This window comes from Mesorhizobium sp. M0478, from assembly GCF_040321305.1.
Lineage (GTDB): Bacteria > Pseudomonadota > Alphaproteobacteria > Rhizobiales > Rhizobiaceae > Mesorhizobium.
The window spans coordinates 464910-482417 of the sequence record NZ_JAMYRH010000003.1; the positions used below are offsets into that span (position 1 = coordinate 464910).

Sequence of the window (17508 nt, forward strand, 5' to 3'; positions counted from 1 at the left end):
TTGGCGCATCATGAACCGCATGATTGAAAACACGCGCCGGCTGCTCGCCGCCGGCCTGCTGGTTGTGGCCACATCCTGCTCGACCAGCAACACGCTGGCCCCGTCGACGCCCGACGTCACCAACGCCGAGATTGCCGGCTTCCAGAACGTGCAGCCGGGCAGCGAGGAGGATTTTATCCTCAATGTCGGCCGCCGCACCTACTTCACGAAAGGTTCGGCCGCGCTCGATTCTGTCGCCAAGGCCACCCTCGACACCCAGATCGCCTGGTTGACAAAGCATCCGCGCTGGCTGCTCAAGCTGCAGGGTTTCGCCGACGATCCCGGCGCAAGCGAAACGGCGCTGTCACAGCAGCGCGCCGATGCGGTGATGGACTACCTCGCCGCCGGCGGCATAGACCGGAACCGCATGTGGGCCAAGGGCTACGGCAAGGACAGGCTGGTCCGCGACTGCCCCGACTCCGCCTGCAGGTCGCAGAACCGCCGCGTTGTGTCTAATTTGCGCGATGAGAGGGACGAGTCGTAGAGGCTGCTGTTTTGCTGGTCGCCAAATCAGTCTCACAACGCGACGGCGGCATGGCTGCAATGCGCCTATCGGGGACATTCACCCAGCGTTTGCCCCTCCCCGAAAGCTGACGCTCCGGTTGACCCGCAATGAAGTCAGCTTCCCGTCTACCAACCTCCGGTTCAGGGTCTGGTGGGAGGCTTCGGCATCCGCCTCGACCAGTTTGCGGACGTGGCGGTTGTCCGCGATCCTGATCGGCATGAGTCTCGCCAGATGTCAGTGTGCTACCGGGAGTGGGCGCCGTGGAGCTGGCAGGTACGCTCGCTCAAAGCATCGGCCGTCCACCGGTGACCTCGTAGAGTGCGCCGGTGGTGTAGCTCGATCCTTCCGAGGCAAGCAGCACATAGGTCGCAGCAAGCTCTGCCGGTTGCCCGGGACGCTTGAGCGGTGTGTTCTTCCCGAACTCCTTGACCTTCTCAGAGGGCATTGTCGACGGGATCAGCGGCGTCCAAATCGGCCCGGGAGCGACCGCGTTTACCCGAATGCCGCGTTCAGCTACCAGTCCTGCAAGTCCGGCGGTGAAGTTGGCGATCGCTCCTTTGGTAGTGGCGTAGGCAAGCAGTGCCGGCGAGGGACTGGTCGCGTTGATTGAGGATGTGTTGATGATGGTCGAGCCGGGTTCCATGTGCTTCACTGCTTCCTGGGACAGATAGAACATCGCATAGACATTGGTGCGAAAGGTGAGATCCCATTCCTCCGCGCTGATGTCCTCCAGCTTCTCGAACGACGCCTGGTGGGCTGCATTGTTGACGAGGATGTCCAGGCGCCCGCATTCATCGATAGCTCGCTGCACAAGCGACCGCGCGAAGATTTCGTCCGAGATGTCGCCGGGTGCGAGCACCGCCTTGCGCCCCGCTTCCTCGACCAAGCGCGCCGTCTCCTGCGCATCTTCGTCCTCTTCAAGATAGGAGATCATGACGTCGGCGCCTTCGCGTGCAAACGCGATAGCCACCGCCCGGCCGATGCCCGAGTCCGCGCCGGTGATCAGCGCGACGCGGTCCGTCAGCTTACCGCTGCCGCGATAGCTCTCCTCTCCGTGGTCGGGCCGTGGATCCATCTCGTCGGTGTAGCCGGGCATGTCCTGCTGCTGTTCGGGAAGCGGCGGCTGAGGATATTTCTGCTGGGCATCCTGCATGTCAGGTCCTTTTTTGGCTGGAGTTGCGGTTGTGTCGATCCGGTTCCGTGATCGGTCCCTTGGCGGCTTTCGAGCCACCGCCCCACTCCTCGGCCTTGCACGCTTGGTCGCCGCCCATGAGGTCCGGCGAACTGCGATTTGCGGTGCCGCTGTCGGTCTTGTTCAACTCGTGCTCCTTCTTGCGTGTGGTCAGTCTTTCTCGCCGGCGGTAATCATCGACCTAAGCGGCTCTTGCGCCACATTCGCCTCGATTTCCGCGCGTCCGGGGGTATCCGGTAGCGCCTTGCGGAAATTTCTCGCATAATCCGGTGGCATCTTCGGTGGCATCATCGGTTCGTACGGATCGACCACGGCCTCGATGACCACCGGACCCTCAGCAGCCAGGGCAGCGTCGAGAACGCCTTCCACCTCCTCGGCGCGAGAGACGCTGTAACCAATGCCGCCCATGGCTTCGGCGGCCATGGCGAAGTCGATGGGCTGGAGTTCGCAGGCGAATTGCGGGTTGCCGAGAAACATCATCTGCTCCCAGGCGATCTGATTGAGCATGCCGTTTTTGAGCACGAGCACCTTGAGTGGGATCCGGTACCGAACTGCCGTCGAGAACTCTCCGAGCTGCATCGCGAGACCGCCGTCGCCGACGACCGCGAAGACCGGCCGGCCGGGAAAGGCCAGGCCCGCGGCGATCGCGTAGGGCAGTCCGCATGCCATCGAGGCCAGCGCGCCCGAGACGCCGAAAGCCTGCCCGTCACGCAGTTCGATATGGCGGGCCGCCATCTCGGTGTTCTGGCCGGAATCGGCAACCAGGATCGCCTCATCGGGCAATCGTTTCCCAAATGCGCGTGTGACCACCTGGGGCTTGAGCGAAGCGGCGGCCTTTCGCTCCGACTGCGCCATCATCTCGCGCCAGCGTCGCATGCCCGCCTGCGCCTTCTCGAGGAAGCTGCGATCATCCTTGCGCTTCAGGCGCTTGTTCAGCAATCGCAGCGTCACGGCGGCATCGCCGGCAAGGCCGGCCTCAACGGGATAGCGCAGGCCGATGCGCTGCGGGTCGCGCTCGATCTGCACCCCGCGCGCCTGTCCCGGCTTCGGGTAGTATTCGATGTAGGGAAAGGTCGAGCCGACGACGAGCAGCGCGTCACATTCCTCCATGATTTCCTGCGACGGCAGCGTGCCGAGAATTCCGATGCCGCCAGTCGTCAGCGGGTGATCGTCGGGCAAGGCAGCCTTACCGAGCAAGGCCTTTGCGACGGGGGCACCAAGCAGCTCCGCCGTCTCTTCCAACTCGTGCCTGGCACCAAGCGCGCCCCGACCGGCGAGGATCGCGACCTTCGTCGCGCCGTTCAGGATCTCGGCGGCTTTCGCAAGTTGTTCTTCGTCGGGAAGCCTGCTTCCTTCGAACCAACGATCCGGCGTATGCGACGGTTTGTTGCGCTTCGAGCGCTTGGCTTGGTCGAGCGTGTGCTCCTGCACATCGCTGGCGATCGACAGATGCGCAACGCCGCGACGTGCCAGCGCCGACCTGCAGGCGAGACCGGCCAGGCTTTCCATATGCGCCGCGTCGGAGACCTGCGCGTTGAAGACGGCGACATCGCTGAAGACGCGCGTCAAGTCGACATCCTGCTGGGTGAAGGTCTCGATGAGGTCGTGGAACTGCATGCCGGTAATGGCGAGCACCGGCGCTTGGTCGAGCTTGGCATCGTAGAGTCCAGTCAGGAGGTGTGTGCCGCCAGGGCCGGAAGTTGCGAGGCAGACACCGAGCTTGCCTGTCCATTTTGAGTAGGCGCACGCCATGAACGCCGCGGATTCCTCGTGCCGCACCTGAATGAAGCGGATGCGGTCCTGCCGCCTGCGCAGCGCCTCCATGATGCCATTGATGCCGTCGCCCGGCAGGCCAAAGATGATATCGACGTTCCAGTCGATCAGCGTCTCGATGAGGATGTCCGCGGCGGTCGCCATGTCTCAGTCCTACCGCGATGCGGATCCCGCCGCCTGGCTGCTCTTGTTCGCGGTCTTGTCAGTCTTACGCTGGTCCTTGTCGCCGCCGCGATTGCCGCCATGCAACTCGTCGGAAGATTGAGCGGTCTTGCCGTCTTCCAAATTAGTGGCCATGCGCAAAGCTCCCTTCATCCGGCCTGCCTAACCAGAAAGTCGGTGAGATGTTCCGTGCCCGAAGGCAAGGCCGCCTATTCAGGTGCCGAAGGCAAACGGTCAGTACCACCCGATGAGGCGCTGTTCGGCAGTCAGCGGCTGAACAGGCGAGGTGCGATCGAACAGACGAAGGCATCGAACTGCTGCGAGGCCGAGGATTGCATGTAGTGGCCGAGGCTGTCTGATCGCCAAAAGCTCTCGCGGCAGAGCTGGCCGATGTTCAGGTCGCGTTCTATAGCCAGAGCGCAACGCCGCCCGGACCATCCCCATAGGCGAACTCCTCGCACCCCTCGTCGACGATTTCTCGCGCGGGATTCCGCCTCAGTGGCGAAAGGACTCGTTCGTCGCGCACACCGCGGCGGGCGATGTGCGCCTCGACCATGCGGTGCCTGGCGGGCCGGTAGTCTGGCATGGCTCCTCGATAGCTTTAAAAAGACGGCAGGCTTAGTCGTCCTGCCTGCGCTTGTGGTGCTCGCTCTCCTGGTTTTCGCCGCGGATCATCTGGCGATCGTCCTTGTCGGTCAATTCCACGCCCTCGTCGCGTAGATTGGCGCCGTCTTGCCGCGCCTCGCGCTCCTGCTTGGATGTCTTCAGCTCATCCTCGGCATTGAAATCGTCGCCGGCATTGCTGGAGTTCTCGCGCTTTTCGATGATGCGCAGCTGCTGCTCGTGGGTCTTCCGGCCGGCCATGGCAAGGTGCCTCCTACTTGTTCGTGCGTCCGGTCTGGTCAGGGTTGATGCCGCCCTGAGGCGTGACGTCGTTCTCGACATCGCCTTCGAACGTATTGTCCCCATCGAGAGCATCGCTCTCGTCGAGCATATCGCCGCCCTTGACCGCGCCCTTCGAGGTGCCGATTCCCGGGTTGTCTCGCAGATCCTTGTCCGTGGGCTGTTTAGTCTTGGGGTGTTGGTTGGTCATGGAATTTCTCAGCGCTGGTTGAGCTTGGACGAAAGACGGTCCTGGCGCTGTCCAACTTCAACGTGGAGAAAATGTTCCGGTGTCAGGTTCGGTGCGCGTAAGCGGCCAGGCGGCCGCCGTCTCGGCTAGCGAAACTCCAGGCATGCCACATTACATCCCATTCCGAGGCGAATTGGCGGGCTAAAGTGAAAATCGAGACGGTCGAAAGCTTGCAAGGAGTGGGTGCTCTGTTCCGGTGGCGATCTCGGTTGCAAGCAGTTCGCCGGCAATCAAGCCAAGTGTTGCGCCGCTGTGGCTGAAGGCGACGTAATACCCCTCGATCTCCCGCAACTGGCCGAAGACCGGCTCGCCGTCTCCGGGGATTGGCTTGGGCCCGACACCGTAGCTCTCCAATTCCAATTTCGGATGACCGTCGAGAACATTCGACGCTTCGTCGAGAAGCCCCTGGATGGTCGATGCTTTTACGCGATAAGTCCCGTCCGGATTGACTACCACCTCTTCTTCCGACCAGGCAGAATCGAGCGCGAGGGCGCCATCAGGCGTCGGCCGGATGGCGACGCGCGGCGTGTTGAGCACGGCGCGTAGCGGCAAGTCGACTGGCTTGGTCCTGACCAGCAGCGCGATCGGTGTCCCATCGGCAATACGCTGACCGGCCACGGCGACCATTCGCGGCACATCCGCACCGGTCGCCAGAAGCACCGCGTTGGCGGCGAAGCTGATCCCGCTGGTGGTGGTGACGCCGGTGGCGCGGCCGTTGGCGACGGTGACGGTAGCGCGTCCGGCCTCGGTGACCACCTGGCCGCCCCGCTCCACGAATTCCGCGATCAATATTTCGATCAGCGACGGCAGGTCGACCCAGCCCTCGCCCGGGTTGAAGATCGCGCCTTGAGGCGTGACAGCGCTTGCGCAGACACCCGGCGCGACCAACCTTATGGCGTCCGCGGACAGATGCTGAGCATCATAGCCGATACGTTTTTCGTGAGCGAACACATCGGCGATCTCGTTTGAGGCATCGTCCGCATCCCACGTCAGACCACCGTCGAAACGCAGCCAGGCGGCATCCGGGTATCGCGCCGACAAACTGCGGTAGCGGTCGATACCGATCATGCGCAGGCGATGATATTCAGCCGAGCGCCTGCGCGCCGAATTGATCCAGGCGAGCGAGCGGCCGGAAGCTCCCTTGGCGAGCGGTCCATCATTGACCAGCACGGTCTCGATGCCGAGCCTTGCAAGATGAACGGCCGAGGAGACGCCAAAAATGCCGCCGCCGACAACAACGACCTTGGAAACCTGATGTGATGCAGCCATGAGATATCTTTCACTGGTGGAGGTTGGTTTGGGCGGCCGTCTTGAAGGGCTCATGCGTGATCAAAGCACTTCGGCAAGGAAGTGCTTCAGACGTGGGCTTTTCGGCGTGTCGAAAATCGCGGCAGGCGTGCCGGCCTCGATGATGCGGCCTTCATCCATGAAGACGACCTGATCGGCGACCTTGCGGGCGAAGCCCATTTCATGCGTCACCACGACCATTGTCATGCCGCGCCGGCCGAGATCCGCCATGAGGTTGAGCACACCCTTCACCAGTTCTGGATCGAGTGCGCTCGTTACCTCATCGAACAAGATGACCTCCGGGTCCATCGCCAATGCACGAGCGATTGCCACACGCTGCTGCTGGCCACCGGAAAGGCTCCCTGGACGATGGTGTTTGCGGGTCGCAAGCCCGACGTCGGCAAGGCGTGCCTCGGCGATGCGCTCAGCTTCCTGTACAGGGAGCCCCTTTACCTTGGACAGCGACAGCATGACGTTTTCGAGCGCGGTGTGGTCGGGAAACAGATTGAACTGCTGGAAAACCATGCCGACACGCCGGCGCAGTTTTTCAGGCTTCATCGCCAGGATGCTCGCACCATCGAGCAACACCTCACCGCCCTTGGGCTCGACCAGGCGGTTGAGGCAGCGCAGCAGGGTCGACTTGCCCGAACCTGATGGGCCGATCACGCATGTGACCGTGCCAGGCTTGACAGCCAGGCTGACGCCTTTGAGAACATCGAGGTCGCCATAGGCCATGTCGAGATCGGTGATGGCGAGACTGCCGCCCTTGAAGCGGGGCAGCGCTGAGCGGGCATCAGAGCCGGCCTCCGAAGGTGCACTGCCGGTGGCGCCCTCCAGTTCGCTCACTTCGGCCAGGCCGCTGATGACGAGGCCGGCCTTTTGCTTTCCGACCCGCAGCGAGTTGTCGATGTAGTTGACCACATGGGTCAACGGCACGGTGATGATGAGATAGAACACGCCGGCCAGAAGCAATGGCGAGAGGTTTCCGGTGACCACTGCCTGGTCCTGACCGACACGGAAGATCTCGCGCTCCGAGGCGAGCAGACCGAGGAAGTAGACAAGGCTTGAATCCTTGACGTTGCCGATGAACTGGTTGACGAGGGCCGGCAAGACGCGGCGGATGCCTTGCGGGATCACGATCAGGCGCATGCCTTGGCCGTAGCTCATGCTGAGCGCCCTGCAGGCCTCCATCTGCCCGCGCTCGACGCTCTGGATGCCCGAGCGAAAGATTTCGCCGATATAGGCGCCGGCGATCAGGCTCAGCGCAAGAATGCCGAGCGGAAAGGGCGAAGGCCCGAAGATTTCACGGCCGATGCGGGCAAAGCCCTGGCCGATCAGCAGGATGGTGACGATCGCCGGCAGGCCACGGAAAATATCCGTGTAGACCCGCGCCGGAATGCGCAGCCAGCGCGATTGCGAGATGCCCATGACCGCCAGGATCATGCCGAGGATGACACCCAGTACCGTCGACGCGGCGGCGAGGATCAAGGTGTTCTTCAATCCGATGGTGATCATGCTGGGCAGCACGTCCGCCATTGCCTGCCAGTCGAGGAAACTGCGCCGCAGGTTTTCGAGCCAGTTCATTCGCCCCCCTTTTTGGTTGCGCTATTTACATCGTCCGCATCATGGACGGCGGCGTAATCCGGCCGCCGGCATGAAAGCCAGCGGCCGGGTACGGTCTACTTCTTGGGAAGATACTGGTCGGGCATCGGCGAGCCGGGGAACCACTTTTCATAAAGCGTCTTCCAGGTGCCGTCCTGCATGGCCGCGTGAAGGGCGGTGTTCAGCGCATTGCGGAGCTTGTCGTTGCCCTTGCGCAGGACAAAGCCGGCCGGCGCGTCAAAGGAAGGAATATTGACCGCGATCTTCAGGTTCGGGTAGCGAAGGCCATAGTCCTTGGCGGCCTCGTAATCGAGGAAGTGGGCATCCACGGTTCCGTTGTTAAGCGCCGAAACGGCGGAGTTGTTGTCGGGGAATTTGACGAGATCGGTTCCGACAAAATTCTTCGCCGCGTAGATTTCCTGGAGCGTGCCTTGCACGACGCCGAGACGTTTGCCCTTGAGCCCGTCCGCCGACGTGATCGACTTGTCTGCGGTAAGCACGGAGAGATAGCCTGCGATATACCCGTCGGAAAAGTCGACGGTCTTTTTGCGTGCTTCCGTCGTGCCGATTGCCGCGACCGCGACATCGAAACGCTCGTTTGCAACCGAAGGCATCAGCGCCGAGAATTCCTGGCCGGTGAAGATCACCTGGTCGGGCTTGAAGCCAAGGCGGCTCGCGACGTTGCGGAACAATTCGATGTCGAAGCCGGTGAACGACCCATCGGCCTGGGTGAAAGCGTAGGGTTTGGCATCGCCCATGGTTCCGACGCTGATGACCTTCGCATCAATGAGGCCATAGGGATTGTCATCCGCGGCGGCCGCTCCTGAAACCAGCCCGGCGCCGACGCACATCGCCATAAGAGCCATTGCGCCGGTTCTGACCGGGCACATCAACGACTTGAGAATTTCTTTCCTGCTCATGTCTTTCTCCACTCTGAAGGTCTGTTCTTCTTGGTATTTGCGTCGAGCCGCCATCTGGCGCGCCGACATGCCCTTGCCGAAATCACGGTCCGTCACGCCTCTCGGCTCCACTCCTTTTAAAGAGACCGGTCTCATATTGCGTGAGACCGGTCTCTTTGTTAATCGTTATCGCCACGTTGACCTCCCGTCAACAACTCTTGTAGTCGTCATCCGATGAAAAGAACCGCCCCCAAGAGCCCGTCGATAACGGTCAGCGACGTCGCCCGCGCGGCCAATGTTTCGAAAGCGACAGCCGCGCGCGTGCTCGGCGGATACGGCGTCGTCAGCGACATGATCCGCGCGGAAGTCATGGCCGCGGCCAAGGCCTTGGACTATCGTGCGAACGAGCTCGCCCGCAGCATGACGACCGGCCGCTCCGGCATCATCGGCGTGGTTGTCGGCGACATCGAGAACCCGTTCTTCAGCCTCGCGGTACGCGGCATCAGCGACGCGGCAAAGACAGCGGGGTTCAACGTCATCCTGGCCAATTCCGGCGAGAAGATCGAGGCGGAAAAGGCGGCCGTGAAACTGCTCATCGGCAAGCGCGTCGACGGGCTGATCGTCACGCCGTCGGAATCGCGCGACATCGCGCACCTGCGCGATATCCACCGCTCGGGCCGACCGCTTGCCCTGCTGGATAGGGCGCTGGCAGATCTGGATGTCGATACGGTCACGACCGACGATCGCGGCATCGCCATGCTGGCGACCCGCTTTCTAGCCGATGCCGGCCACCGCAACATCGCCTATGTGACCGCGGTCGACGCCGAAGGGCACGAGTACCGCGATCTCGGGCAGATCTACACCTCGTCGGTCCGTGAGCGCATCGACGGTTTCCTCACCGTGTGCCGAGAGGCCGGACTTGATCGGCCAGAACGCTTTGTTCGCCTTGGCGCGACAAGCCCCACCGAAACGCGCAGGGTTGCCGGCGAGATGCTGTCGGCGCCGGATCGGCCGACGGCGATCCTCGCCTCCGACAGCGTCATTGCGCTGGAGATCTTCAAGGTGACCCGCGAGCGCGGCCTGCGGGTTCCCGACGACATTTCGCTCATCACTTTCCATGATGCGGACTGGACGAGCGTCACCACGCCGCCCATCACCGTTATCGACCAGCCCGTCTACGCGCTTGGCAAGAGCGTCGCGGAATTGCTCATCCGGCGATTGAAGGGAGATTCCCGCCCGGCGGAAAAGCTCGTTTTGCCGACCGCCATCATTGCACGCGGATCCGTTGGCCCGCCCTCGAATGGAAAGCCGCAAGTGCGCCAAGCATAGGTGTGACGGCGATACGGCCCACATGAATACGTTAGAACAAGGTCGACGCACTCCGCTTTAAGAATGTACGTCGATCAACCCAGCAAGCACCTGATCGCAATGCCGCGTCCACCGTCATCGGGACGGCACGTGCCGGCTCATGGTTTGAAGAGCGTGACGATGAGCCAGATGCCCGGCTACTTCTTGCGCCTGCCTGGCTTCAGGGCCGCCAGAAGATTGGTGATCCTGCCCGCCTTTCGGTTGCGGATCTCGGCCTCGTTCTTGCGGCGCACCGCGGCGCGGACAAGCTTGGCGCCGAGATAACGCAAAGGCTCGGGCGGCAGCGACATGCGCCGCTCGATGCCGACCAGACCACTTTCGCTCCAGCGATCCTTTCGCTCGAGCACCAGGCTCGCCAGAATGCGTCCGGCTATCGGCGTCTGCGCGATGCCGGTGCCGTTAAATCCCATGCCGTAGAAGATATTGGGATGATCGCGCAGGTGGTCGAAGACAGGAACGTGTTCAGGCACGCAGTCGATCGGCCCCGACCAGTCATATTCGATCGCCACACCGCGCAGCGAGGGGTAGACCCGATGCAGCTCTCGCATATTGTCGCGACCGTGCTCCGGGCTGCGGTTGAAGCTGGCGCCGAAATTTCCACTGAAGGCGACGTTGCCGCTGCCACGACCGAAGACCACCCTGCCCCCGATGGTGCGCTGGTAGTAGAGCACCTGGGCCTGGGAATCGCAGATCGAGGCACCGTCGCGCCAACCGATGCTGTCGAGCAGTTCGGGAACGGCGGCAGTGGCAATCACCTCGCTGCCGACGACATAAAGATGTCGCCGCAGTTCCGGCAGCGCGGAAAGCCAGGCGTTGGCGGCAAGCACGATTTTGTCAGCCCGTACCGCGCCATGCGCCGTGCGCACCGTGCATGTCATGCCGGGTTCGATGGCGAGGACCGGGCTGCGCTCATGGATGATGACGCCGCGTGCCAGTGCCAGCTTGCGCAATCCGATGGCAAGTTTGGCGGGATGGACCGTGCCGGCAGTGGTCTCGACGACGCCGACATAGGAGGCCGATGAACCGGTGCGGCGTTGAATGTCCTCGGCTGTCAGCGGGCTGAAACGGTTTTCTCCAACAACCGCCGTCAAGGCCACGGCGGTCTCCCAGGCGCCTTCCTGCGCAATGGAGCTTGCTGTCCACAACCATCCGTCCAGCCTCAGGTCCATGTCTATGGTGCCGTTTTGCTGCAGCGTCTTCAGCTCCGCGATCGATGCCACCGTGTCGGCGCACAGCAGGCGCGCTTCCTCGAGACCGACGACCGCACTGATCTGGTCGATTTCGGCGAACCATGAATGGACCTGACCGCCGTTGCGCCCCGAGGCCCCCGATCCGCACAGATCGGCTTCAAGGATCACCACCCGCGTTTGCGGCGCAAGTTCAAGGATCCGCAGCGCCGTCCACAGACCGGTATAGCCGCCACCGACGATCACCACGTCGGCGCGCTCGTCGCCTCGCAATGGCTCGGTCGCAGGGGCGGCGGCAATGTCCTGCAGCCAAAACGACCGGTCAGATGCAAGCGCGACCGCAGGCTGCCGCAAACGAATTGTACTCACGCTTGGGCTCCCTGCGCATCGACAATGAAGCTGGCATATTTGGCTGGCAGCCAATCGGGTATCGGACGCGGTCTCTGGGGAAACCCGCCAAGATGGGTGCAGGTCTGCGCCGCCGCGATCGACGCCCTGTGCAATGCCTCCAGGGCGCCGAGGCCGCCGAAATGGAAGCCGGCGAGGAAAGTGGCAATGAAACTGTCGCCGGCGCCACACGTATCCACGACATCGACAAGCGTCGCCGGCGCATGCACGACATTCGTGCCATCGTCGAAGTAGGAGCCGCGTCGACCACAGGTCAAAACTACCTGCCTTGCGCCGGCCGCCCTGAGCGCGCCCAGCGATGGCTCGATGGGAACATCGACATCGTCCGGTCCGGACGCAAACAAAAGCGGGACACCGTCGAGCGGCAGCGCCATATGGGCGGTCGATAGATCGATGCTGAACGGCACATGGTCCGCCACCAATCGTTGAACAAGGTGCTTGTTGGCGTTGGTGCCGAGATGCACCCAGTCGGCCGCGGCGATGACCGCATAATGCGCGGGCGCCGGCATGTAGTTTTCGCCCACACCGAAGGATTCGTGCAGGAACTTCCGGTCGCCGGATTCATCGCGCAGCAAGGTGACGGCCGTATCGCCGGGACGCCGTTCGACGTCGTCCGGAGATAGGCCGGCACCTTGCAGTTCGGCAAGCACCACGTCGCCTTCGGGATCGTTCCCGACGGCGCCGAAATAGCGCGCGGACCAGCCGTTGCGCCGCCATTGCGCCGCGACATTCAAGGCATTGCCGCCCACCGTCATCAAGTTGTTGGTCAAATAGGCATCAAGGCAATTGTCCCCGACCGCGATAAGCTTTTTCGACCTCATGCCGGCACCGTTGCGCGATCGATATACGGCGCGATGGCGCCAAGGCAGCGTGTCCAGGCTTTTACCGGATCGAGCGCGTAGGAGCCGTTGCCGAACGGCTCGAAGGTGAACTTACCGGCATAGCCGAGGCGCGCGAGTTCGCTGACATAGTGGTCGAGCGGCAGCGTGCCCTCCCCCCACACCAGATGCCCGGCTGGCGTGCCGTCGACCAGATGAACATGCGCCAGCCGCGAGCCGAACAGGTCGACATAGCCGGCCACGGTGTCGCCGGCCGTGGCCATGGCGACAGTGTCGAGCACGATATCGATATTGCCGGCGCCCACCTCATCCAGCATTTGGCGCAGGCCTGCCGCATTATTGACGAGGTTGCTCTCGAACCGCTGCAACGGCTCGAGCAGGCAGCGCACCCCGTTTGCGGCGGCGCGCCGGGCGATCTCGCCGATCGAACCGACCGCGCGGTCCCATGCCGGTTGCCGGGGTTCGCTCTCGTAGCCCCGGCCGGGCGTCAGGAAGAGATAGCGGGCGCCAAGCGCCGCGCAGATGTCGGCTGCACGCCAAAACCGCTCGATGCTGTCCTGGCGCAGTGCGGCGTCGCCGGAGGCAATGTTGATTGGATACAACACCTGCTCAGGCGTAAAGCACCAGGCCGACAGCTCGTTGTCGGCGAGTACCCGGCGAACGGATTCGACACGTGCGTCCGTGGCGTGGAACAGGTCCAGATGCTGGGCAATCCCCCACAGCTCGATCTCGCGCAGGCCAAAGCCTCGGATCGTCCTGGCGACCTCATCGAAGGGGAAGTGCTGGAAGCTGAAATTGGCTCCGATCAGCTGATGAGCAGCGAGCTGCGGCATGAAGGCTCCTTTCGGGAATTGTTATTTGCCGATGCCTTCGGCCAAGCCACGGATGAAGTAGCGTTGCGCGCCAAAGAACACGATCACGATAGGCAGCGCCGAGATCGTCATGGCCGCGAACACCACGGCATAGTTGGTCCCGTGGGTTGCCATGATCGACGTCAGTCCGACCGGCAGCGTCTGCACATCCGAGCCGCTCGTGAAGATCATGGCGAAGAGATATTCGTTCCAGGCGAACAGGACGTGCAGGATGACGCAGGAAATGATGATCGGCCGGCACAGCGGCAAGGTGATGCGCCAGAAGATCTGACCCTCGCTGGCGCCATCCATCGTCGCCGCCTCGTCGATGTCTTCAGGCAGATCCAGCATGTAGGCGCGGATGAGGAAGGTGGTGAACGGCACACGGAACGCCGTGTAGAGAATGATCAGCGCCCAGTAGGTGTTGTAGAGACCGAGCGCCTGCAACATCTTCACCAGTGGAATGATCGCCACCGTGGGGCTCAGCATCAAGCCGCCCAGAACGATGGCGATAACCAGCGGCTTTGCCGGCATCTTGGTGCGGGTCAGGCCGAAAGCCGTCCAGGCGCTGATCAGCACGGTGCATATGGCCGAAGCGACGGTCACCAGCACCGAGACTGTCACGTAGCCACGCACGCCCTGGTTCCACGCTTGCACGTAATTGTTCCACGACCAATGGGTGGGCAGGGCGAAGGGATCGCCGAAGATCTGCGCATTGTCCTTGAAGCCGCTCAGCGCCATCCAGATCAGCGGATAGATGACGACGACACCAAGGCAGACCAGGAATGAATAGAGCAACGTCCTGGCGATGACCGACCACACATTGACGTGCCGGCTGCGACCGGCTGCGACCATCGCACTCATAGCTGCACCCGGCGGCGCTTGGTGTACCAGAGCTGTGCCGCACCTGTGAGCATGGTCAACATGAAGATGACGGCGGCGATCGCCGCGCCATAGCCGAAATTGTCCTCGATGAAGGCCTTCTGGTAGAGCCACGTGCCCAGCACCTGGCTGCTGTTGTTGGGCCCGCCTGCGGTCATCACCATGACCTCGTTGAACACCTGGAACGCGCCCGTGATGGTGACGATGATCATCAACCCCGTCATTTCCCGGGTCAGCGGAAAGGTGATGCTCCACAGGCGGCGAAGAGGACCCGCGCCGTCGATCGTTGCGGCATCGTAGAGGTCGCGCGGGATCTTCTGGATGGCGATGGCGAACAGCAGCGTCGAATAGCCAAAACCCTGCCATTGGCTCATGGCGATGATGGCATAGATGGCGGTGTGCTCATTGCCGAGCCAAGGCATGACGAGCTGGCTCAGTCCAACACGGCTGAGCGCGGCATCCAGCAAGCCGATCTGCGGCTGGTAGATGAAATAAAACAGCAGGCCGGTCACCGTGATCGAGATTGCCGACGGCACGAAATAGACGGCGCGCCACAGCCGGCGCCAGCTTTCGCTTTTCAGGTCCTCGATAATGGCCGCCAGCAGGAACGCGCCGAAGACCTGGAAGATGACGGAGATGAGAGCGTAGAGGCAGTTGTTCCACAGCGCCAGCAGCACGACCGGGTCATGCAGCAGCCGGTCGTAGTTGGCGAGGCCGACATTGGTGACCTCGCCGGTGTAGATGTCCTGGTCGGTGGTGCTGACGATGAAATTGTCGACGATCGGATAATAGACGAACCAGCCGATGAGGATGAGCGCGATCGCCGCCCATCGCAACGACAACAGGTTGGCGAAGCAGGCCCGCCGGCTCTTTGGCCGTTGCGGCCTGGCGACGCCGATGTCGGCGCCGCTGTCCACTGTGTCCGAGGCCCTTGCCATGCTCGCCTGCTTTATTTGGCCGCGGATGCGGCTTTGCGCACCTCGTCCATCACTTGCTCGGGCGTCATCGAGCCGCCCGCCAGCGCCTGCAGGCTGGACAGCCAGACGGCGGCGACGCGCGGTGGGTTGGCCGTATCCAGCCAGGGCATGAGGTATGAGGCGGCGTTGATATCCTTGAGGCCATCGACCACAGCCGCGCTCATGTTCGATTCCGAGGCGCCGCCGATGGTGGCGCTCGGCTGGCCATAGGGTGGCGCAGACAAGACCTGCGCATTTTCCTTCGAGGTCACGAACTTCATGAAATCGATCGCCAGCGGGATGTTCTTCGATGCCGCATTGATCATGTAGCCCTCCGGCGCGCCCTCGATCGACTTGGCGTCACCCTTGGCGCCGGCGGGCACCGGCAGCCGGAAGAATCCGAAATCGGCGGGCTTTAACGCCGACTCCGGCGTGGCGGCCTGATCGAACTCGATGATTTCCTGGTAGTACATGGCCGACTGGGCGTTGGTGAAGGCCTGGAGAGCCGAGGCATAGGATGTGCCGTTGACGCCGGCGCCATCGGTGCAGCGCTCGACAAGCTGGCTGAACTGCTTGAGTGCTGCGACATAGCCTGGATCGCTGTATTGGGCGGTGGCCGGATCGAAGTCGCGTTCCAGCGTTGCCTGCGGCACGTTGTAGGCGAGCAGCTGGCCTGCAAAGTGGATCGCCGGCCAAGCCTCCTTGTTGCCGAAGGAGATCGGTGTCACGCCGGATTTGCGGATGGCATCGCAGCTGGTCAGCAAGTCCTCGAAAGTGGCGGGTGCCTTGAGGCTGAGCTTGGCGAAGATCTGCTTGTTGTAGCCCATGAACTTGGCATCCTGGTAAAGCGGAATGCCATAGAACTTGCCGTTGTACTGGAACGCCTTGACGGCGGCTGGAGACAGCGACTTGCCCCACTCGGTATCGGCAGCAATGACGGGCGTGAGATCAACGGCGCGATTGCCGCGCACGAAATTGCCACCCCAACTGCCTGTCCAGGAGAAATAGATATCGGGCAGCGAGTTGGAAGCGACCAGCGTCTTGGTCTTGCCCTTCACGCTGTCGTCGCTCTCCTGGATAAGTTCGACCTTCACATCCGGATGGAGCTTCTCATAGGCCTGTGCCAGGTTGACGAAATAGGGCGACAGCTGTTGCAGCCCGAACTTGGTCAGGACCGAAAGCGTGCCGGTGTATTCCACCTTGGCGTTTGGGTCGGCCGTGACAGCCGGCGAAGCGGCGGAACTGCCGCTTATCGACAACCCCAATGATGATACCGCGGCCACCGTGACCGCCACGACTTGCAGCGAACGTTTCATGGATAGCTCCTTCAGAGGTAAGAGGGGATCAATATTCCACGCGTTTGTAGTAGCGACGGGTGGTCAGCGGGTGGTTGCGCAGCACCTCGAGATGGGCGCTCAGCCGCTCGAGCAAGGTGGCGAGCAGAACCGGCGAGATCATGCCGCGGACCTTTGCGGAGATGCCCGGCAACTTGACCGAGGCCGCGTCCAGCGTGCGAACGCGGTCCGTGTAGCGCCTGGCGAAGTTCTCGACCCGGTCGGCCAGGGGCCGAAGGGCATCTTCGCCCTTGAACACGAAAACGCTGACGCCCGGCTCGACCAACTCGAGCGTACCGTGGAAGAAGTCGGCGGCGTGCACCGGGCGGGTGCGAATCCACTGCATCTCTTCGAGGATGCACATGCCGTAATAGTGTGCCTCCGGCCACACCGAGCCGGCGCCGGTGAAGATGTGATAGGTATCGTCCTTGATTGTCTGGGCCAGTTCGGCCGCCCTGTCCTCAAAGGCAGCCTTGGCGTCGGCAAGCAGATCCGGCAGCAGTTTGAGTTCGGCGACAGTGCCATCAAAATCATCATATTCGCCGCGCTCTTCCAGCAGGGCCAGGACGATCAGCAGCGTCTGCAGGTAGAAGGATTCCGACGAGGTGTCGTCTTCGGCGAAGTTCGTGAAATTGTGGTCAGCCTCCCGTGCGATTGGCGTATCCGAATGGCCGGTGAGCGAAATCGTGCGCACACCGCGTTTTTTCAGAAAGGCCATGAGCTCGACGCCTTCCTTGGTCGTGCCCGACAAGGACGGGATGACCACCACGGCCTTGCTGTCGAGACCGGCGGGCGGATCGATCACGACCTGCGCCGGATAGGCACCGCTCACCGGGAAGGTGGAACAGCGCTGCGCCAACTCGATCGCGGGCAAGGTTAGAAGCTGCACGCCGCCGGTGCCCATGAAAAACAGCCGCTCGACGCCATCTGCCAGCAGTGTGCGCATGAGTGAGCGAACCTCACCTGCGACGGCGACGGCCCCGCTTTGGATCTTCACGAAGCGGTCCCTATCGAAGTTCAGCATGACGTTTTCCTTGTATTTCGCATGTTACAGGCCTCTAGCCCGCCTTAGGCGTCGGTGGGCCGTCTAGC

The 17508-nt window shown here is 62.5% G+C and carries 19 protein-coding genes; 3 read left to right on the forward strand and 16 right to left on the reverse strand.

The features are described 5' to 3' along the window. Positions 1-10: 10 nt before the first annotated feature. Positions 11-523 (forward strand): OmpA family protein, encoded by a 513-nt coding sequence (locus NKI64_RS10090; RefSeq protein WP_023667764.1) that lies wholly within the window; start codon positions 11-13, stop codon positions 521-523. A 304-nt stretch (positions 524-827) separates the two neighbouring features. Here the strand turns inward: NKI64_RS10090 and NKI64_RS10095 are convergent, their stop codons facing one another. From NKI64_RS10095 to NKI64_RS10110, 4 genes are read right to left on the reverse strand one after another with little or no spacing between them, the layout of a single operon-like run. Further along, the gene (locus tag NKI64_RS10095; RefSeq protein WP_023815136.1) at positions 828-1697 is read right to left on the reverse strand and encodes an SDR family oxidoreductase; all 870 of its coding nucleotides are present in this window, start codon (positions 1695-1697) and stop codon (positions 828-830) included. Between the two features lies 1 nt (position 1698). Next, entirely contained in the window at positions 1699-1863 is a 165-nt protein-coding gene (locus NKI64_RS10100; protein WP_023834944.1) for a hypothetical protein, read from the reverse strand. A 23-nt stretch (positions 1864-1886) separates the two neighbouring features. Beyond that, on the reverse strand, positions 1887-3653 hold the full coding sequence (locus NKI64_RS10105) for a thiamine pyrophosphate-dependent enzyme (protein ID WP_352667808.1): 1767 nt from the start codon (positions 3651-3653) through the stop codon (positions 1887-1889). Positions 3654-3662: 9 nt separating this feature from the next. Beyond that, complete coding sequence (locus NKI64_RS10110) at positions 3663-3806, reverse strand: hypothetical protein (RefSeq protein ID WP_023751762.1); 144 nt, start codon at positions 3804-3806, stop codon at positions 3663-3665. Positions 3807-3860: 54 nt separating this feature from the next. Between NKI64_RS10110 and NKI64_RS10115 the strand changes: the two genes are divergently transcribed. Beyond that, positions 3861-4013 carry a hypothetical protein gene (locus NKI64_RS10115; protein WP_023820870.1) on the forward strand — a complete coding sequence of 51 codons (153 nt, stop codon included), beginning with the start codon at positions 3861-3863 and terminating at the stop codon, positions 4011-4013. A gap of 276 nt (positions 4014-4289) precedes the next feature. Here NKI64_RS10115 and NKI64_RS10120 read toward each other — a convergent pair whose 3' ends face one another. From NKI64_RS10120 to NKI64_RS10140, 5 genes are all read right to left on the reverse strand, one after another. After that, positions 4290-4535 carry a hypothetical protein gene (locus tag NKI64_RS10120; RefSeq protein ID WP_023707235.1) on the reverse strand — a complete coding sequence of 82 codons (246 nt, stop codon included), beginning with the start codon at positions 4533-4535 and terminating at the stop codon, positions 4290-4292. Between the two features lie 13 nt (positions 4536-4548). Then, entirely contained in the window at positions 4549-4764 is a 216-nt protein-coding gene (locus NKI64_RS10125) for a hypothetical protein (RefSeq protein ID WP_023686879.1), read from the reverse strand. Positions 4765-4944: 180 nt separating this feature from the next. Further along, positions 4945-6072 (reverse strand): NAD(P)/FAD-dependent oxidoreductase, encoded by a 1128-nt coding sequence (locus tag NKI64_RS10130; RefSeq protein ID WP_352667811.1) that lies wholly within the window; start codon positions 6070-6072, stop codon positions 4945-4947. Between the two features lie 60 nt (positions 6073-6132). After that, positions 6133-7674, reverse strand: coding sequence for an amino acid ABC transporter permease/ATP-binding protein (locus NKI64_RS10135; protein ID WP_352667813.1), 1542 nt, complete (start codon positions 7672-7674; stop codon positions 6133-6135). A 95-nt stretch (positions 7675-7769) separates the two neighbouring features. Beyond that, the gene (locus NKI64_RS10140) at positions 7770-8612 is read right to left on the reverse strand and encodes an ABC transporter substrate-binding protein (protein WP_023735708.1); all 843 of its coding nucleotides are present in this window, start codon (positions 8610-8612) and stop codon (positions 7770-7772) included. 213 nt (positions 8613-8825) lie between these two features. On the opposite strand from NKI64_RS10140, the gene NKI64_RS10145 reads away from it, so the two are divergent. Continuing rightward, positions 8826-9920 carry a LacI family DNA-binding transcriptional regulator gene (locus NKI64_RS10145; RefSeq protein WP_023695152.1) on the forward strand — a complete coding sequence of 365 codons (1095 nt, stop codon included), beginning with the start codon at positions 8826-8828 and terminating at the stop codon, positions 9918-9920. A 176-nt stretch (positions 9921-10096) separates the two neighbouring features. Here NKI64_RS10145 and NKI64_RS10150 read toward each other — a convergent pair whose 3' ends face one another. From NKI64_RS10150 to NKI64_RS10180, 7 genes are read right to left on the reverse strand one after another with little or no spacing between them, the layout of a single operon-like run. Further along, positions 10097-11515 carry an NAD(P)/FAD-dependent oxidoreductase gene (locus NKI64_RS10150; protein WP_023735709.1) on the reverse strand — a complete coding sequence of 473 codons (1419 nt, stop codon included), beginning with the start codon at positions 11513-11515 and terminating at the stop codon, positions 10097-10099. Continuing rightward, the gene (locus NKI64_RS10155) at positions 11512-12375 is read right to left on the reverse strand and encodes a PfkB family carbohydrate kinase (RefSeq protein WP_023695150.1); all 864 of its coding nucleotides are present in this window, start codon (positions 12373-12375) and stop codon (positions 11512-11514) included. Before NKI64_RS10155 ends, NKI64_RS10150 begins: the two co-directional genes overlap by 4 nt. Next, positions 12372-13226, reverse strand: coding sequence for a sugar phosphate isomerase/epimerase family protein (locus NKI64_RS10160; protein ID WP_023726218.1), 855 nt, complete (start codon positions 13224-13226; stop codon positions 12372-12374). Before NKI64_RS10160 ends, NKI64_RS10155 begins: the two co-directional genes overlap by 4 nt. 21 nt (positions 13227-13247) lie before the next feature. Continuing rightward, positions 13248-14108, reverse strand: coding sequence for a carbohydrate ABC transporter permease (locus NKI64_RS10165; protein WP_023686871.1), 861 nt, complete (start codon positions 14106-14108; stop codon positions 13248-13250). Next, positions 14105-15064 carry a carbohydrate ABC transporter permease gene (locus NKI64_RS10170; RefSeq protein WP_023682778.1) on the reverse strand — a complete coding sequence of 320 codons (960 nt, stop codon included), beginning with the start codon at positions 15062-15064 and terminating at the stop codon, positions 14105-14107. The genes NKI64_RS10165 and NKI64_RS10170 overlap by 4 nt, the downstream gene beginning before the upstream one ends. Before the next feature lie 11 nt (positions 15065-15075). Continuing rightward, positions 15076-16398, reverse strand: coding sequence for an ABC transporter substrate-binding protein (locus NKI64_RS10175; RefSeq protein ID WP_023686870.1), 1323 nt, complete (start codon positions 16396-16398; stop codon positions 15076-15078). A gap of 28 nt (positions 16399-16426) precedes the next feature. Further along, on the reverse strand, positions 16427-17440 hold the full coding sequence (locus tag NKI64_RS10180; RefSeq protein ID WP_023686869.1) for an SIS domain-containing protein: 1014 nt from the start codon (positions 17438-17440) through the stop codon (positions 16427-16429). Positions 17441-17508 lie beyond the last annotated feature (68 nt).